The following is a 25,104-nucleotide window of genomic DNA, read 5'->3' on the forward strand; positions in this document are numbered from 1 at the left end:
GTCAGTCCTCCGTCATGAGGTAGACGTTCTTGATCTTCGTCTGCCCGCCGGTGAACGGGCCGGTGCCGTGGTCGTGGAGTTCGAGGTGGATCTCCGCAGCCGAGGGGTCCTCCTCCAGGGACTGCTTGAAGTCCCGGGACACCTCCGTCAGGTGGTCGAGCACCCCCGAGGTGAGTGCGTGGGCCATCTCGGCGCGCTCGCCGTCACTCAGCGCCCGGGCCTCGGCAGTGTCGCGCAGCTGCACATGCAGGGCCGGGCGGACCTCCAGCTCGCCGTGGTCGCGCAGTTCGATGCGGAAGGACTCGATGAGCCCGGCGAAGCGCTCATCGCGGTACAGGCCGTTCTCAACATCGAGCGGGTAGATGTTCGCGCCCATATACGAGATCGTCGAATCGGCCCGGCCGTACAGCAGCACGAACGGCAGCCGCATCCCCTGCCGGCGAAACGCTGCGGACAGCCGGGCGGACAGCTCCGGGAACTGCCGGGTGACGGCGACCATGTCGGGGAAGTCGATGAGGGTCGCCTCATCGCCGATGTTGTAGCGCAGCCTGGGGCTCATGACCGAGGCGGAGTTGATGGTGACGACGAGTTCGCCGTCATCAGTGGTCTCCAGGAAGGTCTCCAGGGGGTTGTACTGGAAGATCATCGGGGTGCGGTCCTCACCAGCGCCCAGCAGGGCGGCGCGGAAGGCGTCATTGCGGGTGAGTTCGCGGCGGATCTCGACGGCCACATCGGTCTCACCGGCCATCCCGATCGTCAGATCCGAGGCGCCATAGCCGGAGTAGACGCGTGCGAAGCGCTTCTGCACATAGTCGCGCAGCCCCTCGGTCATCGCCTCCCCGCCGACGAACCCGTTGAGCCGGAACTCATCCCAGTACTCGGGGTCCTCGGCGTCCATCCGGTCGACGAGGTGTTTGAGGAACGGGGGATAGGCGCTGATGAGGTAGGTGTGGCGCGGGCCGAAGTGGCGCAGCGTGTCGAGGATCTTCTCCAGATCCGGGCCGGTGTTCTTCACCATCGCGACCTTCGCCATCGCCAGCCCGGTGTTCGTGCCCGTCGCCCAGGCACCCATCGAGAAGGCGTTGATGCAGAAGAGGTCTTCGGATCCGAACAGGAACGTGACATACCCGGCGACGTTCTTGTGCACGGTCGCCAGCTCCTTCTTCGAGCGCATCCAGTTGTACGGTGTGCCCGAGGAGCCGGAGGACTCGTCGACGACGGTGCCGACCATGTCGATGCGGCCGTTCCAGCACCGGTCCTCCTCGGCGTAGGCGCTGACATACCCGGACTTCGAGGTCTGCGGGTAGCTGTCGAGATCCCACCAGCGGAACGTGTAGCCGTTGGCGACGAGATGGTCCTGATAGGCCGGCACATCGAGGCTGGCCTGCTGGCAGATCATCCACGCATTCAGCTTGGCGAAGCGCTCCAGGCCCGGCCGGTAGTTCCGGGCCGTCAGCCGCCACAGCGCCGGGTGCGCCCGATAGGCGGTGTAGGCGGTCGTCAGGCCGAGGTTCGTCAGCCGCAGCAGTGCCTGCCGGGCGAGGTTGACCGGCCCGCGCTTGATCATCGGCTGGCGGAGGGCGTCGTCGCTGTTGAGGTTGCTCATAGGGCCAATCTATGGCCCCACACGCGCCACCGGCAGGGTCTGTGTGTGATCGTTCGGCAACATCCCAGCAACGTGCCGGTGGCCGGACCCGTTGCCGAGGCGGTGGCCGGGTTCAGTCGAAGACGACGGTGCGGTGCCCGTCGAGCAGCACCCGCCCCTCGGCATGCCAGCCGACAGCACGCGAGAGCACGGCAGCCTCGACGTCCTGGCCGAAGCGGATGAACTGGGCCGGGGTGTGGCGGTGTTCGACGCGCACGACGTCCTGTTCGATGATCGGTCCCTCATCGAGGTCATCGGTGACGTAGTGGGCGGTCGCACCGATGATCTTGACCCCGCGGTCGTGGGCCTGATGGTAGGGGCGGGCGCCCTTGAAGCTCGGCAGGAACGAGTGGTGGATGTTGATGATCCGCCCGGCCATCCGCTCGCACAGGGCAGGGGAGAGGATCTGCATATAGCGGGCGAGCACGACGAGTTCGATGTCGAGCTCATCGACCAGCCGCAGCAGCTCCGCCTCGGCGTCGGCCTTCGTCTCGGCGGTGACGGGGATGTGGTGGAAGGGCACCCCGGCGTGCTCGGCCATCGGGGCGAGCACCTCGTGGTTGCCGGCCACTGCCGCGATGTCGATCGGCAGCGCCCCGGATCCGGTGTGGAACAGCAGGCTGTTGAGGCAGTGCCCGGCCTTCGAGACCATGACGAGGGTGCGCAGCCTCCGGTCGGCCCGGTGCAGCTCAGCGGACATGTTCAGCCGCTCAGCAACCGGGGCCAGCGCTGCCCGGATGTCGTCCTCGCCGGTGTGGGTGCGGAACTGCAGGCGCAGGAAGAACTGGTGGGTGTCCGGGGAGCCGAACTGCTGGGATTCGGTGATCGTCGCATCAATACTGACGAGCATCCCGGACACGGCGTGGACGATGCCGCCCTGGTCGGGGCAGGCGATCGAGAGCACCCATTCGGGTGCGGTCTCCGCGCCCGAGGCAGGGGCTGGGCTGGCGGCCGGAACGGCGGTGGCGGGTGTGCTGGGCGAGGCGGGGGTCTGCATAGCTCATAAGTGTAGGCAGGCGCATGTGCGCGCCGGTGCCCGACCCCGGCCTCGGGTGCTGGGCGCGTGTGCTGATACGGCGGTGGACGTGTGCATGAGACGCCCGCCGTGGGGCGGTTTCCGGCTGTTAGAGTGGTCTCTGGCGAGCACCATGCCGGCGGTGAAGCCGGGCCGCCCGCTATCGAATCCCAAATAGTCCCGTCTTGCAAGGAGCCGCCGGAATGAACGATGCGTCGACCATGAACGCCTCGATCGATCAGATCGACCCGGAGATCGCCTCCGTCCTCGACCAGGAGCTCGACCGCCAGCGCGGCACGCTCGAGATGATCGCCTCGGAGAACTTCGTCCCCACCGCAGTGCTGCAGGCGCAGGGGTCGGTGCTGACGAACAAGTACGCCGAGGGCTACCCGGGCCGCCGCTACTACGGCGGCTGCGAAGCCGTCGACATCGCCGAGAACCTCGCGATCGACCGGGCCAAGAGCCTCTTCGGCGCCGAGTACGCCAACGTCCAGCCGCACTCGGGTGCTTCGGCCAATGCCGCTGTCATGCACGCCTTCGCCCGCGCCGGTGACGGACTGCTCGGCCTTAGCCTCGCCCACGGCGGCCACCTGACCCACGGCATGAAGATCAACTTCTCCGGCCGCCTCTACGAGGTCTCGGCCTACGAAGTCGATCCTGAGACCTACCGGGTGGACATGGACAAGGTCCGCGAGCAGGCGCTCGCCAGCCGCCCGAAGGTCATCGTCGCCGGCTGGTCGGCCTACCCCCGCCAGCTCGACTTCGCCGCCTTCCGCGAGATCGCCGATGAGGTCGGTGCTGCCCTGTGGGTCGACATGGCCCACTTCGCCGGCCTCGTCGCCGCCGGCCTGCACCCCAACCCGGTCCCGCACGCCGATGTCGTGTCCTCAACGGTGCACAAGACGATCGGCGGCCCGCGCTCGGGCTTCATCCTCTCCCGCGACCCCGAGCACGCCAAGAAGCTCAACTCGGCCGTGTTCCCCGGCCAGCAGGGCGGACCGCTCATGCACGTCGTCGCCGCCAAGGCCGTGGCCTTCAAGCTGGCGGGCACCGAGGAGTTCAAGGAGCGTCAGGAGCGCACCGTCGAAGGTGCCAAGATCCTCGCTGAGCGCCTCCTCGAATCCGATGTCGCCGAGGCTGGTGTCTCCGTCCTCACCGGCGGCACCGACGTTCATCTCACGCTCGTCGACTTGCGCAACTCCGCCCTCGACGGGCAGCAGGCCGAGGACCTCCTCCACGAGGTCGGCATCACTGTCAACCGCAACGCGGTGCCCTTCGACCCGCGTCCGCCGATGGTCACCTCGGGACTGCGCATCGGCACCCCGGCGCTGGCGACCCGCGGCTTCGGGGCGAACGAGTTCACCGAGGTCGCCGACATCATCGCCGAGTCCCTTAAGCCCAGCCCGGACGTTGAGGCCCTCAAGGCCCGGGTGGCGAAGCTGACCGATGACTTCCCGCTCTACGAAGGACTGAACCAGTACTGATGACTGCGCAGAGACTCGACGGCAAGGCAGCAGCCAAGGACATCAAGGATGAACTCGCCGGACGGGTGCGCACGCTGGCCGAGTCCGGGCACACGCCCGGACTCGGCACCGTGCTCGTCGGTGAGGATCCCGGCTCCCAGTCCTATGTGGCCGGCAAGCACCGCGACTGCGAGCAGGTCGGCATCCGCTCGATCCGCCGTGACCTGCCCGAGGACATCAGCCAGGCAGACCTCGAAGCGGTCATCGACGAGCTCAACGCCGATGACGAGTGCACCGCCTACATCGTCCAGCTGCCGCTGCCAGGTCACATCGACACCGATGCGATCTTGGAGCGCATCGACCCGGACAAGGACGCCGACGGCCTGCATCCGATGAACCTCGGCCGGCTGATGCTCAACGTCAACCGACCGATCGAGTCGCCGCTGCCGTGCACCCCGCGCGGTGTCATCGAGCTCATCGACCGGGCCGGCATCGACCTGGCGGGCCAGCACGTCGTCGTCATCGGCCGCGGCGTCACCGTCGGCCGGTCGATCGGCTCGCTGCTCACCCGCCGCGATCACAACGCGACGGTCACCCTGACCCACACCGGCACCCGGAATCTCGATGAGCTGCTGCAGCAGGCCGACGTCATCGTCGCCGCTGCCGGCTCGGCCCACCTGGTCAAGCCCGAGGCGGTCAAGCCCGGTGCCGTCGTCCTCGACGTCGGGGTCTCCCGCGTCGTCGACGAGGAGACCGGCAAAGGCAGGATCACCGGTGACGTCGACCCGGCCGTGGCCGAGGTGGCCGGCTGGCTGTCGCCGAACCCCGGCGGAGTCGGGCCGATGACCCGCGCGCTGCTGCTGCGCAACGTCGTCGAGATCGCCGAACGCCAGGCCGGCCAGCAGGACTGACCCGCACACCGGCAGAACACAGTGAGGGCCCCTCCCGAATGGGGGGGGGCCCCTCACTGTGTGGAGGAGCCGTGCGGCTCAGCGCAGAAGCGGTGGCTTCAGTACGAGTTGCCTCAGTACGGGTTGCCTCAGTACGAGGTCAGCGGCATGCGGAAGAACACGCGTGCGACACCGGGCCCGCCGTAGTCCTCCATGAGCTCGCTTTCAAAGCCTATCGAGGAGTGGAACGAGATCGCACCGGAGTTGTCCGGCATCGTCGTCGCCTGCACTTCCTGCACGCCCTTGCTGCGGGCCAGATCGATGAACGCATCGTAGAGATGGCGCCCGATTCCCTGATGACGGAAGTCCGAGCGGGCGGCGACCAGGTGGATGTAGGCAGGGCCGTCGATCGGGATCGCGCCGAGCAGATAACCGACGATCTCGGTCTTGTGCTTGGCGACGAGCCCAGATGAGGCGAACTGCCGGAACCAGTAGGGATCATGGTCGTCTTTGAGCTCCAGGTCTCCCCAGAACTGCTCCTGCGCATTCACGAGGAACTCGCGCAGGTCGAGGGCGTCTACTTCGTCAAAGGGGCTGATGCTCAGGGCATCCGGATCGATGGGGGTCGTATCAGCCATGGCTCCTCCTTCGGCGGGTTATCTTCTCCCACTCTACGCCCTGGTCAGCCGCAGGGGGTAGAGTGGGCAAACCCTTTGAGCAAGGTCACAGGCACCTGAAGCGCCTGTCATCAGGCCGCATGCACCCCGCTGGTGACCAGGACAGACGTCGATCGCCGGGAGGTGGGGCCCGCCTCGGGCACGGGGCAGTCCCACCTCGCGCACGGGGCAGCGCATGCGGCCCGTTCCTGCTGTGCGAGACGGCGGTCTTGAGCGCCGGAGCGGGGGCTGGACACGTGGCACAATGGTGGCCATGCTCCGAATCGCCACAGTGAATGTCAACGGTGTCCGCGCTGCCTTCCGCAAGGGAATGCCCGACTGGCTGGCCGGCGCCGGCGCTGACATCGTCACCCTGCAGGAAGTCCGCGCCCAGAACGACATCGCCTTAGGCGTCCTCGAACCCACCGGCTTCCACTCCTACTCCGCCGACGCCGAGGCGAAGGGCCGGGCAGGCGTGGCCGTCATGGGCCGCACGCCTGCGAAGGAGCTGCGGATCGGCAACGGCGATGACTACTTCGACCGCTCCGGCCGCTGGCTGGAGGCCGACTACGAGCTCGCCGACGGGTCCCTGCTGACCGTCGTGTCCGTCTACGCCCACTCCGGTGAGGCCGGCACCCCGAAGCAGGATGACAAGTACCGGTTCTTCGACCAGATGCTGCGTCGGCTGCCCGAACTTCAGCAGCATGCCGATCACGCGCTCGTCACCGGCGACCTCAACGTCGGGCACACTGAGCTCGACATCAAGAACTGGAAGGCCAACCAGAAGAAGGCCGGCTTTTTGCCTGAGGAGCGGGCGTACTTCGACCGGTTCTTCGGCGAGCTCGGCTGGGTCGACGTGCACCGCCGGCTCTCCGGCGAGGTGCCCGGCCCCTACACCTGGTGGTCGATGCGCGGGAAGGCCTTCGACAACGACGCCGGCTGGCGCATCGACTACCACGCCGCGACCCCGGGCCTGGCAGAGCTCGCCCGCGCCGCCCGCGTCGACCGGGCTGCAAGCTGGGGTGAGCGGTGGAGCGATCACGCACCGCTGGTCATCGACTACGACCTGCCGGATCTCGCCAGCGCCGACTGAGTCGACCGACTGAGTCGACCGACTGAGCCGGCCGCTGCCGGGATTCTCATTGCGATCTCCTTGCAGCTGGCAGGTACACTGGCAGAGACCTCGCCGATGGTGACAGCATCGGCGCACTCCGGCAGAGAGCACACCACCTCCGTGAAATCGACGATCACTCACCCCTGAGACGCGCAATCTGACCTGCGCTCGGCAGCCGAACCGTCTCGGCTGCAGGGCTTCGGTGATCGACCCTGCCCGCCGGACTATTCCGGAACGCCGGATTCCTGCATTCCTGCAGACCTGTCGGCACTCACCGCTGCGCTGAGCCTGTGCGCGTCTCGATTCGTCTGAACGATCTCGATACGCGGAGGTATGCGTGGAGCATTCACTCATCACTCTTGACTCTCTCACCTACACCTGGCCCGACGGCACTGCCGCTCTGGCTGGGCTCACCGGCTCGATCGCCCGCGGGCGCACCGGGCTCATCGGCGCCAACGGCGCCGGCAAGACGACCCTCGTACGGCTGCTCACCGGGGAACTGGCCCCGACTGCCGGGCACGTGCACCTCCACGGCAGCGTCGGCGTGCTGCCCCAGGACCTGGCCTTAAGCAGCCAGACCGTCGCCGAGGTGCTCGGCATCGACCGGATCCTCACCGCACTTCGGGCAGTGGAGACCGGGGACGTCGACGTCGCGCACTTCGACGTCATCGGCCAGGACTGGGACATCGCCGCCCGCGCCTGCCAGGCACTCGCGGCAGTCGGTCTGCCGCTGGATGAAGAGGAGCTCGACCGGCCGGTGCGCACACTGTCCGGGGGAGAGGCGATGAAGGTCGGGCTTGCAGGGCTGCACCTGCACCGGCCTCAGCTGGCGATCCTCGATGAGCCGACGAACAACCTCGACACAGCCGGCCGGGCACACGTGCGCGGACTCATCGACAGCTGGCGGGGTTCGCTGCTCATCATCAGCCACGACCGCCAGCTCCTCGACGGCGTCGACCGGATCGTCGAGCTCTACGGCACCGGCACCCGTAACGCGGCAGGCGAGCTGCAGGCTTCGACGATGCGCACGTGGGAGGGCCGCTTCAGCGACTATCGCCGGCAGTTGGCTGCCGAACAGGAGGCCGCAGAACAGGCGGCGGTGACCGCGCGCAGCGAGCTGGGCAGGCAGAAGCACAAGCGGATCGAGGCGCAGATCAAACTCGACCGCCGGCAGCGCACGGCCAAGCAGGCGGTCAAGGATGGGAAGGTGCCGCCTATCGTCGCAGGCGGCAAGGCGATGCAGGCGCAGAAGTCAGCTGCGAAGCTCACCGGCACCCACGCAGCCCGGGAGACAGCCGCCCATCAGCAGCTCCAAGAAGCCCAGGCTCAGGTGCGGCCACGTGTCGTCATCGACATCGAACTGCCCGACACGGCGGTGCCGGCCGGGCGGACGGTCCTCGAACTCGACAGCAGTGAGGAGGTCTTCAGCATCCGCGGGCCTGAGCGGGTGGCGCTCGCCGGTCCGAACGGAGCCGGCAAGACGACCCTGCTCAACCGGATCATGACAGCTGCTCACACGGGGGAGGAACCCGGTGTGCGCGTCATCGCCGAGGTCGGGCTGCTGCCGCAGCGTATCCTCCTCGACCCGCAGCTCAGTGTGCTCGAGACGGTCCGGTGTGCAGCTCCACATGCGGACCCGCACACGGTCCGCGCGCAGCTGGCCGGCCTGAACCTGAAGAAGGGCCGGCCCGACCAGTCGGTCGGCCAGCTCTCCGGTGGGGAACGGTTCCGCGTCGCGCTCGCGCGGCTGCTGCTGGCTGACCCGGCTCCGCAGCTGCTGCTGCTCGACGAGCCGACTAACAGCCTCGACCTGGAGAGCGTCGAGGTGCTCGTGGAGGCGTTGGCCGCCTATCAAGGCGCGCTCATCGTTGTCAGCCACGATGCAGAGTTCCTCACTGACATCGGCTGCACTCGGACGTGGGAGGTCATCGGCGGGGCACTGCGTGAGGCACGCTGAGGACCACCGCCACCCCCTCGGCAACCGTTGCCACCACCGCGGGAACGGTCGCGACCGCCTCGGGAGCGGGGCACAACGCAGCGGCCGCCGATCCACCTGACGTGAACCGGCGGCCGCCGGGTGGGACGTCACTGCTTCAGCAGCAGCGCGCCTTCGGGTTCGTCTCCTGCTCGTCGATGAGATCGCGCCAGAATTCGCGTTCGCACATCGCGCCCTCGCGGGTGCCGTGGCGGCGCTCGTAGTGCTCAAGGTAGTGGACGTAGGCGTTCTCGCCCATGACCTCCTTGAGGTACCAGTGCACGGCCTTGAACGGGCGGGCGACTGCGGCAGCAAACGAACTCATCGTCACTTCTCCTTCGGAGCGGCGTGCGAGCCGGAACCGGTGTCAGAGGCACCGTGGTCCTTCTCAGCCTTCTCCTTCGAGGATACGCCGACAGCGCCGGCGGGCGCGAGACCGTGCTTGCGACGGTACTCCTCCCACTGGGCCTCGACCTCGCGCTCGGCCTTCGTGGCGATGAGGCTGGCCGGGGCGAAGAGCTTCGTCGGCACAAACGCGGCCTCCGTCGTCTCCATCGGGCCGGTGCGGATCGACTTGATGCTCACCGCGATCGCCATGACGACGACCATGAGCACCAGCGAGGCGAACACGATCGACAGGGTGCCCTGGATGAACGTGTTGCGCACGACCGCGCGCATCGCATCAACACCTTCGGTGGTGCCCAGTGAGGTCTCACCGGCGGCGAGTGCCTGCTTGTAGGCCGAGTGCTGCGCCCAGTAGCCGAGCTTCGGGTCAGAGGAGAAGATCTTCTGCCACGATGCGGTCATCGTCACAGCAAGGTCCCAGGCCAGCGGGATCCCGGGGATCCACGCATAGCGTGCCTTGCCGATCTTGCAGACCAAGGCGAACACCACCGCCAACGCGATCGCCGCCAGCAGCTGGTTGGAGATGCCGAACAGCGGGAACAGCGTATTGATGCCGCCGAGCGGGTCGGTGACACCCATGAGCAGGATCGAGCCCCAGGCACCGACCATGACGATCGTCGAAACCCAGGCGCCGATGTTCCAGGACGGGTCGCGGAACTTCGGCCAGAAGTTGCCCATCCAGTCCGAGAACATGAAGCGGGCAACACGGGTGCCGGCATCGATCGTCGTGAGGATGAACAGCGCTTCGAACATCACGGCGAAGTGGTACCAGAAGCTCATCGCCGACTGGCCGCCGAAACCGGGCACCTGGTGCAGGATGTGGGCCATGCCCATCGCCAGGGTCGGTGCACCGCCGGTGCGCGAGACGATCGAACCCTCGCCGACGGCCTCACCGGCGGCGGCGAGATCGGCAGCGGTCGTCTGCGTCTCCATGAACGGGTTGGAGTTGATGAACTCGGCAGCTCCCTCGGCAGTGCCACCGGTCAGCGGCTCGGCTGCGTTCATGGCGAAGTAGATGCCCTTGTCGAGACAGATCGCAGCGACGAGCGCCATGATCGCGACGAAGGACTCCATGAGCATGCCGCCGTAGCCGATGAGGCGGGCCTGCGACTCCTTCTCCAGCAGCTTCGGCGTCGTGCCCGAGGACACGAGCGCGTGGAAGCCCGACAGCGCACCACAGGCGATGGTGATGAACAGGAACGGGAAGAGCGCACCCGCAAACGCCGGGCCCTCGGAGTTCGAGGCGAACGGGGTGACGGCCGGCATCTGCACGGTCGGGTTGACGATGATGATGCCAACAGCCAGCAGCACGATGGTGCCGATCTTCATGAAGGTCGACAGGTAGTCGCGCGGGGCCAGCAGCACCCACACCGGCAGGACGGCTGCGAAGAAGCCGTAGATCATGAGCGACCAGGCCAGCGTCGTCTTCGACAGATGGAACATCTCAGCCATCGCCGGGTTGGCGTTGACCCAGCCGCCGGCGATGATCGCGAACACCAACAGGGTGATGCCGATGACGGAGGTCTCGATGACCTTGCCCGGGCGGATGTAGCGCATGTAGATGCCCATGAACACAGCGATCGGGATCGTCATCGCGATCGAGAAGACACCCCACGGGCTCTCGGCCAGGGCGTTGATGATGACAACACCGAGCACGGCGATGAGGATGATCATGATGAGCAGGATGCCGAGCGAGGCGATGAAACCGCCGACGGAGCCGAGCTCGTCACGGGCCATCTGGCCCAGCGACCGGCCGTTGCGGCGGGTCGAGAAGTACAGCACCATGTAGTCCTGCACCGCACCGGCGACGATGACGCCGAGGATGATCCACAGCGTGCCGGGCAGATATCCCATCTGGGCGGCCAGAATCGGGCCGACGAGCGGGCCGGCGCCGGAGATCGCGGCGAAGTGGTGACCGAACACGACGCGGCGGTCGGTCGGGGTGAAGTCGCGGCCGTTCTCATTGATCTCCGCGGGGGTCGCCCGCTTGAGGTCGGGGCGGCAGATCTTCCACTCGATGAACTTCGCGTAGAAGCGGAAGGCGATGAGGTAGCTGCCGACAGCGGCGGCGACGAACCAGCTGGCTGAGAGGTTCTCGCCGCGCACGAACGCGACCATCACCCAGCCGACGGCGGCGATCGCAGCGATCGCAACCCACAGGACGATCTTGCCCGGAGTCCAGCGCGGACGTTCGATCACGCCGACTGGAGGCAGACTCTCATCGGTTTTGACGTATTCAACCGACATACGTGCTCCATTTCTGCTCTGTTGCATGAGCCCCGCCGGGTCAGGCGGGATATCACGGGAACGCGGGCATTCGCCTGGTGGTGCGGCATCCGCGCGGCACGGCACAGCATGGAAGGGCTGGGGCCGGGGAGGCGGAGCGCAACGGGAGAAGTGTGTGAGTTCCCTGAGACTGAATACATGGTGAAGCCAATTCTGTGATTTGTCTAACTCTCTGGCATCTTCTGAGCGAACGACCGTCAAACCGTTACCAAAGTTGCGCATATGTCCACTCTGCGGACAGCCCAGGGCCGTTCTGCGCCCCTGTCCGCCGCCGAGGCGGTGGTCGGGTGACCGAGTCGCAGACCGGGGGTGCGGAAGTGGCACAATGGAATCCATGACCGCCACGCACGACCCGCAGGCCCGCCTGCGCACCCTCTCCGGAATCCAGGCCACCTCCGACTCCCTCCACCTGGGCAACTACATCGGTGCGCTGCAGCAGTTCGTGGAGCAGCAGGAGACGCACGACGCGTTCTTCTTCATCGCGAACATGCACGCGATCACCGTCGAACAGGATCCCGCGCTGCTGCGCGAGCGGACCCTGCGCACCGTCGCCCAGTTCCTCGCCGCCGGCATCGACCCGGAGAAGTCGACGATCTTCGTGCAGTCCCACGTGCCTGAGCACACGCAGCTGTCCTGGGTGCTCGAATGCACCACCGGGTTGGGTGAGGCGCAGCGGATGACGCAGTTCAAGGACAAGTCCGCCAAGCGCGAAAAGGTCTCGCTCGGCCTGCTGACCTACCCGGCGCTCATGGCCGCCGACATCCTCATGTACCACCCCGATGTCGTTCCGGTCGGTGAGGACCAGCGCCAGCACCTGGAGCTCACCCGCAATCTCGCTGAGCGCTTCAACCACCGCTACGGTCGCACCTTCACGGTGCCCGAGGCTGGGATTCCGAAGGAGACGGCCAAGATCTACGATCTGCAGGACCCGACGGCGAAGATGTCGAAGTCGGCGGCCTCCCCGGCCGGTCTCATCAACATCCTCGACGAGCCCAAGGCGCTGGCGAAGAAGTTCAAGTCCGCCGTCACCGACAACGACACCGTCATCGCCTACGATCCCGAGCGCAAGCCCGGTGTGTCGAACCTGCTGACGATCTACTCCTCGCTGTCCGGCCAGCCGATCGATGCGATCGTGACCGAGTTCGACGGCAAGATGTACGGCCACCTCAAGGTCGCCCTCGCTGACCTCGCCGTCGAGACGCTCTCACCGGTGCGCGAGCGCACCCTCGAGCTGCTCGATGACCCGGCTGAGCTCGAGCGGCTGCTGGCGATCGGTGCCGATGCCGCCCAGGCGATTGCCGAGCAGACGATCAAGGACGTGTATGACCGCATCGGGTTCCTCCGCCGCTGAGTCACCGGGCCGTGTGACCCGTCCCCACGAGCCGGGCCTCGGGCCGGCGTGGGGAACGCCGCCGGGTGTCCCCGAGCTGCCGCCGGACGACGGCACCGGGATGGTCTCGATCGGGGTGACCCTCGACGTGCCCGAGCCCTACGGCTCCCAGCTGCAGTCGCTGCGGGCCTCACTCGGCGATGCCCGTGGCACGAGCGTCCCGGCTCACATCACCCTCATCCCGCCGATGGAGATCCCGGCCACCGCGTGGCCGATCGTGCGCGAGCACATTCGCGGCGTCGCGAACACAACCTCGCCGTTCACACTGCAGCTGCGGGGGACCGGGACGTTCATGCCGACCTCGCCGGTCGTGTTCATCACCGTCGCCCGCGGCATCTCCGAATGCCAGCAGCTCTCCGAGGCGCTGCGCCACGGAGTGCTGAATCAGCAGCTGGCGTTTCCGTATCACCCGCACGTCACCATCGCCCAGGAGCTCGACGAGGAGGTCCTCGAACGGGCCTACCGGGAATCGGCCGACTACGACGTGTCATTCATGGCCCACGGCTTCGGCGTGTACTTCCACACCGCCGATGAGGAATGGCAGCTGTTCGACAACGTGCCCTTCGGCCCGTAACCCAGCCACCGCCTCGGGAACGGTGGGCCAGGAGAGTGGCATCTGCTCAGCTGAACCGGAACAATGGCAGGTGTGAAGAAGAAGACCGCACCGCGCAATCTCGCTCCCGAGATGCTGCACACCGCCGCCCGCCTCGAAGACCGCTACCACGCCTGGGCGCGGGAGAAGGCGACGAAGCGCGGCTGGCATCGCACCGTCATCGCCTACGACTCCTACGGCAGCGAGAACTTCATCCGCGTCCTCGCCCGCGTCGTGCTGACGAAGACCGGCCAGCCGGCAGCAGATACGCAGGCTTCGATCCGCGGCTGGCGCTCCTTCGGCAATGTGCCGCTGTCCGATGACCACGCCTGGGTGCGCGTCAACGGCGCCGAACATATGGTCACCGCCGACCGCGGCGGGATCGTCGATGCGATCATCCCCGGTGAGTTCGAGCCCGGCAATGTCGAGATCGAGCTGTGGACCGATGATTCGCTCGTCGACACCGCCAATGTGCGCATCATCGGTCAGGAGCAGGGCTTCGGGATCGTCTCCGACATCGACGACACCGTCATGGTCACCGCACTGCCGCGTCCGTTCCTCGCGGCCTGGAACACCTTCGTCCTCGATGAGCACGCTCGCTCGCCGGTGGCCGGGATGTCGGTGCTCTACGACCGGCTGACCTACCTGCGACCGAACTCGCCGATCCTCTACCTGTCCACCGGGCCGTGGAACGTCGCCCCGACGCTCAAACGCTTCCTCACCCGGAACATGTACCCGGTCGGTCCGCTGCTGCTGACCGACTGGGGACCGACGGCCACCCGTGCGTTCCGCTCCGGGCAGGATCACAAGCGCGCCACCCTCGAACGCCTGGCCCGGGAGTTCCCGCAGGTCAAGTGGCTGCTCATCGGTGATGACGGGCAGCATGACGAGGAGATCTACGGCGAGTTCGTCGAAAACCACCCGGACAATGTCGTCGCGGTGGCAATCCGGCAGCTGACCGTCGGAGAGGCGGTGTGGGCCGGTGGTCGTTCGAAGGGCTCCGGCCGCGGCCAGGGGGTGCCCTGGATCTACGCCCCCGACGGTGCCGGGCTTGCCTCGAAGCTCACCGAGCGCGGCATCTTCTCCTCACTCTGATCTGCCGTCCAGCCTGAACTGTTCCTCACTCTGAGCTGTTCCTCACTCTGAGGTGGCAGCGGCTCGGCGCCGCTCATCGCGCCGGCGCAGAGCGGTGAACGCGATCCCACCGGCTGCCAGCACGGCAGCGGCTGCGGCGATAAGGATGAGCGGTGAGCTCAGCGGGCTGGCCGGCTCCTGTGCCTCGGCTGCCGCAGTCTTCTCATGCGTGGGTGCGGCGGGCTCCGGACTCGGCTCCTCGCTGGGCTCCGGGGTCAGCGCGATGGTCGTCTCGACCGGCAGGTCCGACTGTGCGAACGACCAGTCGAGCAGGTCGATGGCCGCCTGTCGGGTGCTGTTATCCGAATGCAGGATCGCGGCTGCATAGGTCTTGCCGTCCCGTTCGGCTACGGCGACGAAGCTGCCCTTGGACTTGACGGTGTAGCCGTTCTTGAGGCCGAGCCCGCCGTCGACGCGCCCGACGATCTTCGTGTGATCCTGGATCGGGTAGCCCTTGAACTTCTCCTTCGTCTCCGGGTTCACGCCCCCGGGCATCCTGTACTCGGTCGTCTGCACGATCTTCATGAGATAGTCGTTGTCCAGCATCGCCCTGGCGATGATGAGCTGGTCGTGCACTGTCGTGACCTGGCCGTCGGCATCCAGGCCCGAGGTGTTCTTCGGCACCGTGCCGGTCAGCCCGAGCTCTTCGGCCTTGGCCTCCATGAGCTCAACGGCCCGGTCCTGCCCACCGGCGGCATTGCCCAGGGCGTGGGCGGCATCGTTGGCACTCGACATGAGCATCGCGTGGAAGAGCTGGTCGATGGTGTACTCGTTCTTCTGCACGAGTCCCACCTTGGTGCCGTCGACGGCCATATCGTCGAAGACCGCCTCGTACTTCTGCTCCGGGTCATCGAGCACATCGACGAGAGCCAGGGCGGTCAGCAGCTTGATGACCGAGGCCGGGGCAAGCTGCCGGTCCATCTCCTGGGAGGTGAACACCTCGCCGGAGTCGAGATCGCCGACCACCCATGCGGACGCTTTCGGCTGCGGGGCCGGGGCGCCGTCGTCGATGCGTGCGCGTTCGTACATCGTCTCCGTGGGCGAGGCCTCCGGCTCGGCCACGATATCAGCTGCAGCGGAAGAGGAGACCGGAGCAGCAGGAGAGGCCAGCGGGCTGGGGGAGGCCAGAGCAGCAGACGGTGCGAGCGCGCTGCCGGCCGCGACGGCTGCAGCGGCGAGGCCGGCGCCGAGGCGGGTGTTCAGGCGTGCACGCCTGGGTCGTGTCGGACGAATCGAGTGGTTCACAGCTTGCAAGTCTAACCATGCCAGCTGAGACCACCGCACGTCGCCGGCCACCGCCTCGGCGCCGGCGGGCAGGAACCGGCGGTGAATGCACGCAGGCCCCGTGCCGCGAAGATGCGGGACGGGGCCTGATGTGTGAGGCGGGTCAGAAGGCGCGCTGGAGCAGCGCCTGCTTGACCTCGGCGATCGCCTTGGTCACCTCGATGCCGCGCGGGCAGGCTTCGGTGCAGTTGAAGGTGGTGCGGCAGCGCCACACGCCCTCCTTGTCGTTGAGCACCTCCAGGCGCATGTCGCCGCCCTCATCGCGGGAGTCGAAGATGAAGCGGTGGGCGTTGACGATCGAGGCCGGCCCGAAGTACTGGCCGTCGGTCCAGAACACCGGGCACGAGGTGGTGCACGCCGCGCACAGGATGCACTTGGTGGTGTCGTCGAAGCGCTCACGATCCTCGATCGACTGCAGACGCTCACGCGTCGGCTCGTGACCGGAGGTGATGAGGAAGGGCATGATCTCACGGTACGACTGGAAGAACGGCTCCATGTCGACGATGAGGTCCTTCTCCAGCGGCAGGCCCTTGATCGCCTCGACGGTGATCGTCTTGCTCGTGTCGAGGTCCTTCAGCAGGGTCTTGCAGGCCAGCCGGTTGCGGCCGTTGATCCGCACCGCATCCGAACCGCACACGCCGTGCGCACACGAGCGGCGGAACGACAGCGAACCGTCGATCTCCCACTTGATCTTGTGCAGGGCATCGAGCACACGGTCGGTGCCGTACATCGTGACCTTGTACTCCTCCCAGTGCGGGGCCTCGTCCTTCTCAGGGTCGAAGCGCGCGATCTGGAAGGTGCAGTCGAACGACGGGATCTCGCCGCCGCCACCGCCGAGGTGGTCGGGGAGATCGACCTTGGATGCAGGCTCTGCAGTGTTCTGATTCTCGCTCATCAGTACTTACGCTCCATCGGCTGGTATCGGGTGACGACGACCGGCTTGGTCTCCAGGCGCATGCCCTTGATGCCCTCGGCCTCGCCGTCCGGATCGAGGTAGGTCATCGTGTGGTGCATGAAGTTCTCATCGTCACGGTCGGGGAAGTCCTCGCGGAAGTGACCGCCGCGGGATTCCTTGCGGTGGATGGCTGCCACCGTGACGACCTCGGCGATCTCGAGCAGGAAGCCCAGCTCGATCGCTTCGAGGAGGTCGAGGTTGAAGCGCTTGCCGCGGTCGTGGATGCCGACGTTGCGGTAGCGCTCGCGCAGCCGCTCGATCTCGTCGAGTGCCTCGCGCAGGGTCTCGTCGGTGCGGAACACCTGGACGTTGGCGTCCATAATCTCCTGCAGGTCCTTGCGGATCTCGCCGACGAGCTCTGTGCCGTTCGATGCGCGCATCGTGTCGACGAGCTCGACGGTGCGGTCAGCGGCACCTTCCGGCAGCTCCGGCAGCTCGGCGGTCTTGGCGTATTCCGCGGCGGCGATGCCAGCGCGCTTGCCGAAGACGTTGATGTCGAGCAGCGAGTTGGTGCCCAGGCGGTTCGAGCCGTGCACGGAGACGCAGGCGGTCTCACCGGCGGCGTAGAGGCCGGGGACGATGTCGGTGTTGTTGGCCAGCACCTCGGACTTGACGTTGGTCGGGATGCCGCCCATCGCGTAGTGCGCGGTCGGGAACACCGGCACCGGCTCGGTGTAGGGCTCCACACCGAGGTAGGTGCGGGCGAACTCGGTGATGTCCGGCAGCTTCGCGTCGATGTGCGCTGGCTCCAGGTGGGTGAGGTCGAGCAGCACGTAGTCCTTGTTCGGTCCGCAGCCGCGGCCCTCGCGCACCTCGTTGGCCATCGACCGGGCGACGATGTCACGCGGTGCGAGGTCCTTGATGGTCGGGGCGTAGCGCTCCATGAAGCGCTCACCGTCGGCGTTGCGCAGCACCGCTCCCTCACCGCGGGCAGCCTCGGAGAGCAGGATGCCGAGGCCGGCCAGGCCGGTCGGGTGGAACTGGAAGAACTCCATGTCCTCCAGCGGGATGCCGTTGTTGTAGGCGACTGCGACGCCGTCACCGGTCAGGGTGTGGGCGTTCGAGGTGGTCTTGAAGATCTTGCCGAACCCGCCGGAGGCGAACACGACGGCCTTGGCACGGAAGACGTGGATCTCGCCGGTGGCCAGCTCGTAGGACACCACGCCGGCCGGGCGGCGCACGCCGTCGACCTCGGTCATGATGAGGTCGAGGACGTAGAACTCGTTGTAGAACTCGACGCCGTGCTTGACGCAGTTCTGGTACAGCGTCTGGAGGATCATGTGGCCGGTGCGGTCTGCGGCGTAGCAGGCGCGGCGGACCGGGGCCTTGCCGTGATCACGGGTGTGGCCGCCGAAACGACGCTGGTCGATCTTGCCCTCCGGGGTGCGGTTGAAGGGCAGGCCCATCTTCTCCAGGTCGAGGACAGCGTCGATGGCCTCCTTGGCCATCACCTCGGCAGCATCCTGGTCGACGAGGTAGTCGCCGCCCTTGATGGTGTCGAAGGTGTGCCACTCCCAGTTGTCCTCCTCGACGTTGGCCAGCGCGGCGCACATGCCGCCCTGTGCCGCGCCGGTGTGGGAGCGGGTCGGGTAGATCTTGGTCAGCACGGCAGTGCGTGCGCGCTGGCCGGCTTCGATGGCGGCGCGCATTCCAGCGCCGCCGGCGCCGACGATCACCACGTCGTAGTCATGTACCTGCATAGAAATCCAATTCTCCTTGGCCGGAAAGAGCCGGTGGGACGAGTGAGAGAGGCGCGATCACCGTGAGCAGAAGTCAGGGATGAGCGACGGATCGGCTCCGACGGGGCACGGATCGAAGGTGAAGATCACGAGCGTGCCGAGGACGATGATGACCGCCGAGGCGATGTAGAGCGTCAGCAGCAGCGCCATGCGGGTGCGCGGCTTCTCGGCGTAGTCGCTGATGATCGTGCGCATGCCGTTGGTGCCGTGCAGCATGGCCAGCCACAGCATGAGCAGATCCCAGATCTGCCAGAACGGGCTGGCCCACTTGCCGGCGACGAAGCCGAAGTCGAGGCCCTGGACGCCCTCGCCCTGCCACAGGTTGACGAACAGGTGGCCGAAGATGAGCACGATGAGCACGACGCCGGAGAGGCGCATGAACAGCCAGGCCCAGAGTTCGAAGCGCGAGCGCGTGGACTTATGCCGGTCGTAGCCGGTGCGCGGTGCGGGAATGGTCGACGTCATGTTCCTCAGCCTCCGAACGTGTGCATCAGGTGTCGGGGCAGGAACGCGGCCATCATGATGACCCAGCCGATGATGACTGCCCAGAACAGCTTCTTCTGGTTCTTCGGGCCGCCGGACCAGAAGTCGACAGCGGCGATGCGCAGGCCGTTGAAGGCGTGGAACACGATGGCTCCGACCAAGCCGATTTCGCCGATGGCCATCAGAGGGGTCTTGTACGTCGCGATGACGGCGTCGTACGCCTCAGGCGAGACACGGACAAGAGCTGTGTCGAGCACGTGTACGAGCAGGAAGAAGAAGATGCCGACGCCGGTCACGCGATGCGCAACCCAAGACCACATTCCTTCATTTCCGCGGTACAGAGTGCCCGTTGACGCATTGGCCACGGGGCATCCTCCAAGTGAAATGCGAACAGATGTGTACCTCTTGAAATTACGCCGAACTTGGGAGAATCGCCAATCTGCCGGGCGGCATTGTTGCCGATTCGATGTGAATCCCCTCAAAGAGGCGTCCATCAAACGGACGGGAGATCTCGCGCGTCATTTAGGGCATATCCGTGTGCCGTAAACATGCGCGCCGCAGTGATGGGTCTGTGTGCGCATCCACTGCGGCACCCGTGAGCGTGTGCGCCTGTGCTGAGCAGGAGAGACGGTATCGTGGCCGGCAGGTGCGGGGTGCGCCGAGGGTGCCGCCGGTGCCGCAGTCAAGCCACAGATGCAGTCTGAGACGGAGGATGAGACGCGATGAATCCGCACTTCCACGCAGTGATCCCGGCCGGCGGCTCCGGCACCCGGCTGTGGCCGGTCTCGCGGGAGGCCACCCCGAAGTTCCTCCACGATGTCCTCGGCCTCGGCCGCACCCTGCTGCAGTCGACCTGGGATCGCGTCATCCCCCTCGTCGACGCCGACCGCACCTGGGTCGTCACCGGCACCAGCCACGCACATGCCGTGGCCGATCAGCTCCCGCAGCTGCGCAGTGACCGCATCATCACCGAACCCTCGCCCAAGGACTCCGCGGCCGCGATCGGACTGGCCGCGATGCTCATCCACGACACCGACCCGCAGGCGATCATCGGCTCCTTCTCCGCCGACCACTCGATCACCAACGTCGCAGAGTTCCACGATGTCATCGGCCAGGCGGTCACCGCCGCCGAGCAGACCGGCGACATCGTCACCATCGGCATCACCCCCACCTACCCGGCCACCGCCTACGGCTACATTAAGACCGGCTCCCACCTCGGGATCCCCGGCGCCTACGCCGCCCGCCGCGCCGCCGCATTCGTCGAGAAGCCCGCCGCTTCGGTCGCCCGCACCTATGTCTACTCCGGCTCCTATCGCTGGAACGCCGGCATGTTCATCGCGACCACCGAGGCGCTGCTCGCGGTGCTGGCCGAACAGGCCCCTGAGCTCTACGCCGCGCTGCGCTCGGTCGCCGACGTCTGGCACGATGAGCAGGCCCGCGAGCAGCAGCTGGCCGAGGTGTGGTCGGGTCTGGAGAAGCGCGCCATCGACTACGTCGTCGCCGAACCGGCCGCCGAAGCCGGGCGCGTCATCGTCGTGCCCGGCGACTTCGGCTGGGACGACGTCGGGGACTTCGACTCGGTGGCCAAGCTGCGCCAGCCGGTGCCCGGCGAATCCTCGGCCGTCTACGCGATCGGCGAGGAATGCCAGATCGTCGACGTCGACACCTCGGGGGTGGTCTTCTCCAGCACCGACCGGCTCGTCGCCCTCGTCGGGCTCGACGACGTCGTCGTCGTCGACACTGACGATGTGCTGCTCGTCGCCTCCCGCTCCCACGCCCAGGATGTCAAGGCCGCTGTCAGCCGGGTCGCGGAGCTGGGGCGGCAGGACCTGCTCTGAACCCGCGCCCGCGGCGGGCCGGCCGCCCGGCGCCCGCGCGCCTGGGGTGGATTGTGAAGTTTTGGGACACGCGCCCAGGATCGTCGCAGGTCGGCTGACTAGACTCTTGCGCTGTGATCCAAAGCCACCTTGCGCCCTTCTACGATGAGCTGCTCGAGTTCCGGCGTGACATCCACGCCCACCCTGAGCTGTCCTACGAGGAGTTCCGGACGACGGAGAAGATCCTCGGGTTTCTGCGCAACGCCGACCTCGCCCCGCAGGCCCTGGAGGGTACTGGCGTGGTCTGTGACGTGGGGGAGGGTCCGCTCGTCGCCGCGCTGCGCGCCGACATCGATGCGCTGCCGCTCGACGATCTGACCGGCACCGAGTTCGCCTCGACGGTGCCCGGTGTCGCCCATGCCTGCGGCCACGACATCCACCTCAGCGCGCTGGCCGGTGCCGGCCGGGTGCTGAGCGCCATCCACAAGGAGCTGCCCGGTGGACTCGGCGGGCGCATCCGGATGATCTTCCAGCCGGCTGAGGAGGTCACTCCTGGAGGTGCGCTCAAGGTCATCAGCCAGGGTGTGCTCGCCGATGTGCCGCGCGTCTTCGCCATCCACTGCGACCCCAACGTCGACGTCGGCAGAGTCGGCTCGCGCATCGGCCCGATCACCGCCGCCGGCGACACCGTCATCATCCGGCTCTCCGGCCACGGCGGCCACACCTCGCGCCCGCACCTGACCGAGGACCTCGTCTACGCCCTCGGCAAGCTCACCACCGACCTGCCGGCCACGCTCTCGCGCCTCATCGACCCCCGCCATGCGATCTCCCTGGTCTGGGGCGAGATCCGCGCCGGCCACGCCCCCAACGTCGTGCCGGCCGACGGGTTCCTCCAGGGCACCCTGCGCTGCCTCGACGTCGACGGCTGGAACCAGGTCGCCGAGGTGCTGCCTGACCTCGTCGAACGCGTCACCGGACCCTACGGCGTCGACGTCGAGCTGGAGCACCGCCGCGGTGTGCCGCCGGTCGTCAACACCGAGGAGGAGGTCTCCCTGCTCGAGGCCGCCGTGCGCGATGAGCTCGGTCCCGGCAGCGTGCAGCTGACCCCGCAGTCGATGGGCGGGGAGGATTTCGCCTGGTATCTGACGAACTGCCCCGGCGCACTCGTGCGCGTGGGCACCCGCACCCCGGGCGGGATTACGTACGATATCCACCAAGGCGACTACCTCGTCGACGAACGCGCACTGGAGATGAGCGTCCGCGTCTACACCGCGATGGCGCTTCGAGCCCTGGGAGTCCCGTGGTCCTGAAACCTGCCGCAGCCCTCACCACGGCCCTCATCGTGCCCGGACTGGTGCTGCTGACAGGGTGCGGAGCCGAAGAGCCGGCCGAGCCGCTGCTCACCAGCGGCTGCATGGTCTCCTCGCCGGCGGGCTTCGACGACCGCTCGATCGGGCAGCTGAGCTTCGGCGAGGTGTCCAACGCCCAGCGCTCCGATTTCCTCGGCTCGACGTCCACCCAGCGCGTCGACTCGCTCGACGACACGCGCCGGGCGCTGGAGGACTACGCCGACCGCGGCTGCACGCTCACCGCGCTGCTCGGCCCCGGTGGGGCGCAGATGCTCGCCGAGGTCGCCGCCGGCCACCCCGACCAGGCGTGGATGGCGGTGGCCACCGGCGGCGCCGGAGCCGGCGGCCAGGACTTCCCCGACAACGTCATCACCGTCGACTTCGACCTCCTCGAACCGGCCTTCATCGCCGGCTACATCGCCGCCACCAGCTCCGAGACCGGCATCGTGTCGGCCTACTCCTCCTACGGATTCGAGAACAACCGCGGACTGCTCACCGCCTTCGACGCCGGCGTCGAGCAGTTCAACGAGGACACCGACGCAGCAGACGACGAGCGCGTGCGCAGCCACCGCGCCGGCCAGATCGAGGGCCGCACCGTCTCCGACACGACCGCCGCCGGATTCGACATCACCGCCGAGGCGATTGAGGCCGATGCCGATGTCATCGTGCCCTTCGCCTCGGGCGCGGCCAGCGGTTCGCTCACCTGGTTCCACGAGCACTACTTCCCGCCGGACGAACAGACCACCGGGCCCGAGGCGGAGGACGCCCCGGCAGACGAACCCAAGCGCACCCTCGTGTGGTACGGCGCTGACGGCTCGGAGACCCTCGGGCGCGTCGGCCGCTACGTCATCGCCTCGATCGTGCCCAACATCGCCGCCGGCTTCCAGACCACCATCGAAGGCTGGCCGCAGACCGGCTTCGCCGGCGAACTCGAACCGGCAGGCCAGCAGCCCGAACCGATCGGCGACCTGCTCGTGCGCTCCCGCAGCTACCGCGGCACGATCGAGAACGGCGGCATCACGATGGTCGCCTCCGATGTGCCGCTGTCCGGGGTGGCCGGGGTCGGGCGCGAGGTGACAGACGTGCAGGAGCGGATCCGCTCCGGGGAGATCGAACTGCCCTGACCCGCCTGCCGGCAGGCGCGCCCCCCGCGCTCGCCGCAGCAGGCCATGCCGTCAGCAGCAGGCCATGCCGTGCGCTGGAGGCCATGCCGTAAGCTGAGGGACGTGGATTCCAAACTCTTTGAGACTCCCTTCGGAGTCGACCCAGATGACCCGATCCTCGAGCTGCCGAAGGTGTCGCTGCACGACCACCTCGACGGCGGCCTGCGCCCGCAGACGATCATCGACCTCGCCGCCGAGATCGGCCATGAGCTGCCGGCCACCGACGCCGAGGCGCTGCGCCGCTGGTTCTCCGAGTCCGCGAACTCCGGTGACCTGCCGCGTTACCTGGAGACCTTCGACCACACCATCGCCGTCATGCAGACCGCTGAGGGCCTGACCCGGGTGGCACGCGAATGGGCCCTCGACCAGGTCGCCGACGGTGTCTTCTACGCTGAGGCCCGCTGGGCACCCGAACAGCATGTGCAGCAGGGACTGTCGATGGACGAGGCCGTCGAGGCTGTGCAGCGCGGGCTCGACGAAGCCGATGCGATCGCTGCTGAGAACGGCCGCTTCATCCGCACCGGCCAGATCATCACCGCCATGCGGCACGCCGACAACAGCCGTGCTGTCGCCGAACTCGCCCTGCGCCACCGCGACCGCGGCGTCGTCGGCTTCGACATCGCAGGCGCCGAAGACGGCTTCCCGCCGGCTGACCACCTCGCCGCCTTCGAGCTCTTGCACCGCGAGTGCTTCCCGGTCACCATCCACGCAGGCGAAGCCGCCGGGGTGGAGAGCATCCACGCCGCGGTGCAGATCTGCCACGCCCAGCGCATCGGCCACGGCGTCCGGCTCATCGAGGACATGCAGTTCACCGGTGAGAACGGCAGCGGCGGCCTCGGCCGGCTCTCAGCCTGGATCCTCGACCACCAGGTGCCCCTGGAACTGTGCCCGTCATCAAACCTGCAGACCGGGGCTGCGACCTCGATCGAGGGCCACCCGATCACCCGGTTCAAGGAGCTCGGCTACGCGATCACCGTCAACCCGGACAACCGGCTGATGTCGGCGACCTCGATGACCCGTGAGATGCGCCTGCTCGTCGACCGCGCCGGCTGGCAGCAGCCGGACCTCGAATGGGCGACCGTCAACGCCCTGGGTGCGGCATTCCTGCCCCACGATGCGCGCAACCGGTTCCTCGATGACCTCGTGATCCCAGGCTTCGAGCGTCTGGACCTGTGATTCCATGAGCGGCAAGCGACGCAAGCGCAGCGCCGGGGGAGACGACTCCGTTCACATCCACCCGTCCGATACCGCCCCGTCCCCGTCTGCCGACGAGACCGCAGGCACAGCCGGAAGCCCGCTGATCCCGGGCACGCCGATGGCCACCCGCCCCTGGACGCTGTGGCTGGCCATCGCGATGGTCGTCCTCGAAGCCGTCGTCCTCGTCGTGGCCGCGGTGTTCTTCGTGCGCACCGGAGGCGCAGCCAGCCCTGAGCTGCGCAGCTCTCTGTTCGGGCTGGCCGTCATGTTCGTCATCATGGCCACCGGCCTGATGCTCGTCGCCCGCGGACTGCACCGGATGCGCCGCTGGGCGCGCCCGGCGACCGTGGCCTGGCAGCTGCTCCAGGCGCTGTTCGGCCTGTCGATGTGGGGTGCCGGCATGGCGCTGCAGGTCGGGGCGATCCTGCCGGCGGTGCTGTGCCTCTTCGGGCTCTTCAGCCCCGCCAGCGTGCGCGCCTACGAACAGGCGCTCGGTGCCGGCGGCAGCGAACAGCACCTCGACCAGCAAAAGGACTGACGAGACCGGGCCGG

22 protein-coding genes are annotated in these 25,104 nt (G+C 67.4%); 12 read left to right on the forward strand and 10 right to left on the reverse strand.

Features of this window, described 5'->3' with window-relative positions:
* Window position 1: 1 nt before the first annotated feature.
* Entirely contained in the window at window positions 2–1,606 is a 1,605-nt protein-coding gene (locus H9634_RS00740; RefSeq protein WP_191724922.1) for a phenylacetate--CoA ligase family protein, read from the reverse strand.
* A 112-nt stretch (window positions 1,607–1,718) separates the two neighbouring features.
* Window positions 1,719–2,642: a formyltetrahydrofolate deformylase gene (purU, locus tag H9634_RS00745; protein ID WP_191724923.1), complete on the reverse strand. Its 924-nt coding sequence runs from the start codon at window positions 2,640–2,642 to the stop codon at window positions 1,719–1,721.
* A 221-nt stretch (window positions 2,643–2,863) separates the two neighbouring features.
* Here purU and glyA point away from each other — a divergent pair, with 221 nt between their 5' ends.
* Window positions 2,864–4,144 (forward strand): serine hydroxymethyltransferase, encoded by a 1,281-nt coding sequence (glyA, locus tag H9634_RS00750; RefSeq protein WP_318244954.1) that lies wholly within the window; start codon window positions 2,864–2,866, stop codon window positions 4,142–4,144.
* Window positions 4,144–5,034, forward strand: a complete 891-nt coding sequence (locus tag H9634_RS00755) for a bifunctional methylenetetrahydrofolate dehydrogenase/methenyltetrahydrofolate cyclohydrolase (protein WP_191724924.1) — start codon at window positions 4,144–4,146, stop codon at window positions 5,032–5,034. Before glyA ends, H9634_RS00755 begins: the two co-directional genes overlap by 1 nt.
* 128 nt (window positions 5,035–5,162) lie before the next feature.
* On the opposite strand, the gene H9634_RS00760 is transcribed toward H9634_RS00755, so the two are convergent.
* Window positions 5,163–5,651: a GNAT family N-acetyltransferase gene (locus H9634_RS00760; RefSeq protein ID WP_191724925.1), complete on the reverse strand. Its 489-nt coding sequence runs from the start codon at window positions 5,649–5,651 to the stop codon at window positions 5,163–5,165.
* Window positions 5,652–5,943: 292 nt separating this feature from the next.
* Here H9634_RS00760 and H9634_RS00765 point away from each other — a divergent pair, with 292 nt between their 5' ends.
* A complete protein-coding gene (locus H9634_RS00765; protein ID WP_191724926.1) occupies window positions 5,944–6,762 on the forward strand; it encodes an exodeoxyribonuclease III in 819 nt (272 codons plus the stop codon).
* A gap of 358 nt (window positions 6,763–7,120) precedes the next feature.
* A complete protein-coding gene (locus H9634_RS00770) occupies window positions 7,121–8,740 on the forward strand; it encodes an ABC-F family ATP-binding cassette domain-containing protein (protein ID WP_191724927.1) in 1,620 nt (539 codons plus the stop codon).
* 136 nt (window positions 8,741–8,876) lie between these two features.
* On the opposite strand, the gene H9634_RS00775 is transcribed toward H9634_RS00770, so the two are convergent.
* Both H9634_RS00775 and H9634_RS00780 read right to left on the reverse strand, forming a co-directional pair.
* Entirely contained in the window at window positions 8,877–9,083 is a 207-nt protein-coding gene (locus H9634_RS00775) for a CstA-like transporter-associated (seleno)protein (RefSeq protein ID WP_191724928.1), read from the reverse strand.
* A gap of 2 nt (window positions 9,084–9,085) precedes the next feature.
* The gene (locus tag H9634_RS00780) at window positions 9,086–11,410 is read right to left on the reverse strand and encodes a carbon starvation CstA family protein (protein ID WP_191724929.1); all 2,325 of its coding nucleotides are present in this window, start codon (window positions 11,408–11,410) and stop codon (window positions 9,086–9,088) included.
* A 373-nt stretch (window positions 11,411–11,783) separates the two neighbouring features.
* Here H9634_RS00780 and trpS point away from each other — a divergent pair, with 373 nt between their 5' ends.
* The 3 genes from trpS (at window position 11,784) to H9634_RS00795 (ending at window position 14,526) form a co-directional block, all read left to right on the forward strand.
* Window positions 11,784–12,800 (forward strand): tryptophan--tRNA ligase, encoded by a 1,017-nt coding sequence (gene trpS, locus H9634_RS00785; protein WP_191724930.1) that lies wholly within the window; start codon window positions 11,784–11,786, stop codon window positions 12,798–12,800.
* Window positions 12,772–13,413, forward strand: coding sequence for a 2'-5' RNA ligase family protein (locus H9634_RS00790; protein ID WP_191724931.1), 642 nt, complete (start codon window positions 12,772–12,774; stop codon window positions 13,411–13,413). The genes trpS and H9634_RS00790 overlap by 29 nt, the downstream gene beginning before the upstream one ends.
* Window positions 13,414–13,476: 63 nt before the next feature.
* Window positions 13,477–14,526 carry an App1 family protein gene (locus tag H9634_RS00795; protein ID WP_191724932.1) on the forward strand — a complete coding sequence of 350 codons (1,050 nt, stop codon included), beginning with the start codon at window positions 13,477–13,479 and terminating at the stop codon, window positions 14,524–14,526.
* A 42-nt stretch (window positions 14,527–14,568) separates the two neighbouring features.
* Here H9634_RS00795 and H9634_RS00800 read toward each other — a convergent pair whose 3' ends face one another.
* From H9634_RS00800 to sdhC, 5 genes are all read right to left on the reverse strand, one after another.
* The gene (locus tag H9634_RS00800) at window positions 14,569–15,810 is read right to left on the reverse strand and encodes a D-alanyl-D-alanine carboxypeptidase family protein (protein WP_318244955.1); all 1,242 of its coding nucleotides are present in this window, start codon (window positions 15,808–15,810) and stop codon (window positions 14,569–14,571) included.
* Between the two features lie 142 nt (window positions 15,811–15,952).
* Window positions 15,953–16,744 (reverse strand): succinate dehydrogenase iron-sulfur subunit, encoded by a 792-nt coding sequence (locus H9634_RS00805; protein WP_191724933.1) that lies wholly within the window; start codon window positions 16,742–16,744, stop codon window positions 15,953–15,955.
* Window positions 16,744–18,504, reverse strand: a complete 1,761-nt coding sequence (sdhA, locus tag H9634_RS00810) for a succinate dehydrogenase flavoprotein subunit (protein WP_191724934.1) — start codon at window positions 18,502–18,504, stop codon at window positions 16,744–16,746. Before sdhA ends, H9634_RS00805 begins: the two co-directional genes overlap by 1 nt.
* Before the next feature lie 57 nt (window positions 18,505–18,561).
* Complete coding sequence (locus H9634_RS00815) at window positions 18,562–19,008, reverse strand: succinate dehydrogenase hydrophobic membrane anchor subunit (RefSeq protein ID WP_102161582.1); 447 nt, start codon at window positions 19,006–19,008, stop codon at window positions 18,562–18,564.
* Window positions 19,009–19,013: 5 nt separating this feature from the next.
* Window positions 19,014–19,391, reverse strand: a complete 378-nt coding sequence (gene sdhC, locus H9634_RS00820; RefSeq protein ID WP_165882387.1) for a succinate dehydrogenase, cytochrome b556 subunit — start codon at window positions 19,389–19,391, stop codon at window positions 19,014–19,016.
* Between the two features lie 357 nt (window positions 19,392–19,748).
* On the opposite strand from sdhC, the gene H9634_RS00825 reads away from it, so the two are divergent.
* The 5 genes from H9634_RS00825 (at window position 19,749) to H9634_RS00845 (ending at window position 25,090) form a co-directional block, all read left to right on the forward strand.
* Window positions 19,749–20,864, forward strand: coding sequence for a mannose-1-phosphate guanylyltransferase (locus H9634_RS00825; RefSeq protein WP_191724935.1), 1,116 nt, complete (start codon window positions 19,749–19,751; stop codon window positions 20,862–20,864).
* A 113-nt stretch (window positions 20,865–20,977) separates the two neighbouring features.
* The gene (locus H9634_RS00830) at window positions 20,978–22,153 is read left to right on the forward strand and encodes an amidohydrolase (protein ID WP_191724936.1); all 1,176 of its coding nucleotides are present in this window, start codon (window positions 20,978–20,980) and stop codon (window positions 22,151–22,153) included.
* Window positions 22,144–23,316: a BMP family ABC transporter substrate-binding protein gene (locus H9634_RS00835; RefSeq protein WP_191724937.1), complete on the forward strand. Its 1,173-nt coding sequence runs from the start codon at window positions 22,144–22,146 to the stop codon at window positions 23,314–23,316. The genes H9634_RS00830 and H9634_RS00835 overlap by 10 nt, the downstream gene beginning before the upstream one ends.
* 102 nt (window positions 23,317–23,418) lie before the next feature.
* Window positions 23,419–24,531, forward strand: a complete 1,113-nt coding sequence (locus H9634_RS00840) for an adenosine deaminase (RefSeq protein ID WP_318244956.1) — start codon at window positions 23,419–23,421, stop codon at window positions 24,529–24,531.
* A 4-nt stretch (window positions 24,532–24,535) separates the two neighbouring features.
* On the forward strand, window positions 24,536–25,090 hold the full coding sequence (locus H9634_RS00845) for a hypothetical protein (protein WP_191724939.1): 555 nt from the start codon (window positions 24,536–24,538) through the stop codon (window positions 25,088–25,090).
* Window positions 25,091–25,104 lie beyond the last annotated feature (14 nt).

Origin of the sequence: Brevibacterium gallinarum (assembly GCF_014836885.1) — a bacterium.
In the GTDB taxonomy this organism is placed as follows: Bacteria; Actinomycetota; Actinomycetes; order Actinomycetales; family Brevibacteriaceae; genus Brevibacterium; species Brevibacterium gallinarum.

What these genes read in the sequence shown, in the direction of transcription:
- H9634_RS00845 (WP_191724939.1), top strand. Translation starts at nt 24,536, where the DNA reads ATGAGCGGCAAGCGACGCAAGCGCAGCGCCGGGGGAGACGACTCCGTT.
- H9634_RS00775 (WP_191724928.1), bottom strand. Translation starts at nt 9,083, where the DNA reads ATGAGTTCGTTTGCTGCCGCAGTCGCCCGCCCGTTCAAGGCCGTGCAC.
- glyA (WP_318244954.1), top strand. Translation starts at nt 2,864, where the DNA reads ATGAACGATGCGTCGACCATGAACGCCTCGATCGATCAGATCGACCCG.
- H9634_RS00795 (WP_191724932.1), top strand. Translation starts at nt 13,477, where the DNA reads ATGGCAGGTGTGAAGAAGAAGACCGCACCGCGCAATCTCGCTCCCGAG.
- sdhA (WP_191724934.1), bottom strand. Translation starts at nt 18,504, where the DNA reads ATGCAGGTACATGACTACGACGTGGTGATCGTCGGCGCCGGCGGCGCT.
- purU (WP_191724923.1), bottom strand. Translation starts at nt 2,642, where the DNA reads ATGCAGACCCCCGCCTCGCCCAGCACACCCGCCACCGCCGTTCCGGCC.
- H9634_RS00780 (WP_191724929.1), bottom strand. Translation starts at nt 11,410, where the DNA reads ATGTCGGTTGAATACGTCAAAACCGATGAGAGTCTGCCTCCAGTCGGC.
- H9634_RS00755 (WP_191724924.1), top strand. Translation starts at nt 4,144, where the DNA reads ATGACTGCGCAGAGACTCGACGGCAAGGCAGCAGCCAAGGACATCAAG.
- H9634_RS00790 (WP_191724931.1), top strand. Translation starts at nt 12,772, where the DNA reads ATGACCGCATCGGGTTCCTCCGCCGCTGAGTCACCGGGCCGTGTGACC.
- H9634_RS00740 (WP_191724922.1), bottom strand. Translation starts at nt 1,606, where the DNA reads ATGAGCAACCTCAACAGCGACGACGCCCTCCGCCAGCCGATGATCAAG.
- H9634_RS00815 (WP_102161582.1), bottom strand. Translation starts at nt 19,008, where the DNA reads ATGACGTCGACCATTCCCGCACCGCGCACCGGCTACGACCGGCATAAG.
- H9634_RS00765 (WP_191724926.1), top strand. Translation starts at nt 5,944, where the DNA reads ATGCTCCGAATCGCCACAGTGAATGTCAACGGTGTCCGCGCTGCCTTC.
- H9634_RS00825 (WP_191724935.1), top strand. Translation starts at nt 19,749, where the DNA reads ATGAATCCGCACTTCCACGCAGTGATCCCGGCCGGCGGCTCCGGCACC.
- trpS (WP_191724930.1), top strand. Translation starts at nt 11,784, where the DNA reads ATGACCGCCACGCACGACCCGCAGGCCCGCCTGCGCACCCTCTCCGGA.
- H9634_RS00760 (WP_191724925.1), bottom strand. Translation starts at nt 5,651, where the DNA reads ATGGCTGATACGACCCCCATCGATCCGGATGCCCTGAGCATCAGCCCC.
- H9634_RS00805 (WP_191724933.1), bottom strand. Translation starts at nt 16,744, where the DNA reads ATGAGCGAGAATCAGAACACTGCAGAGCCTGCATCCAAGGTCGATCTC.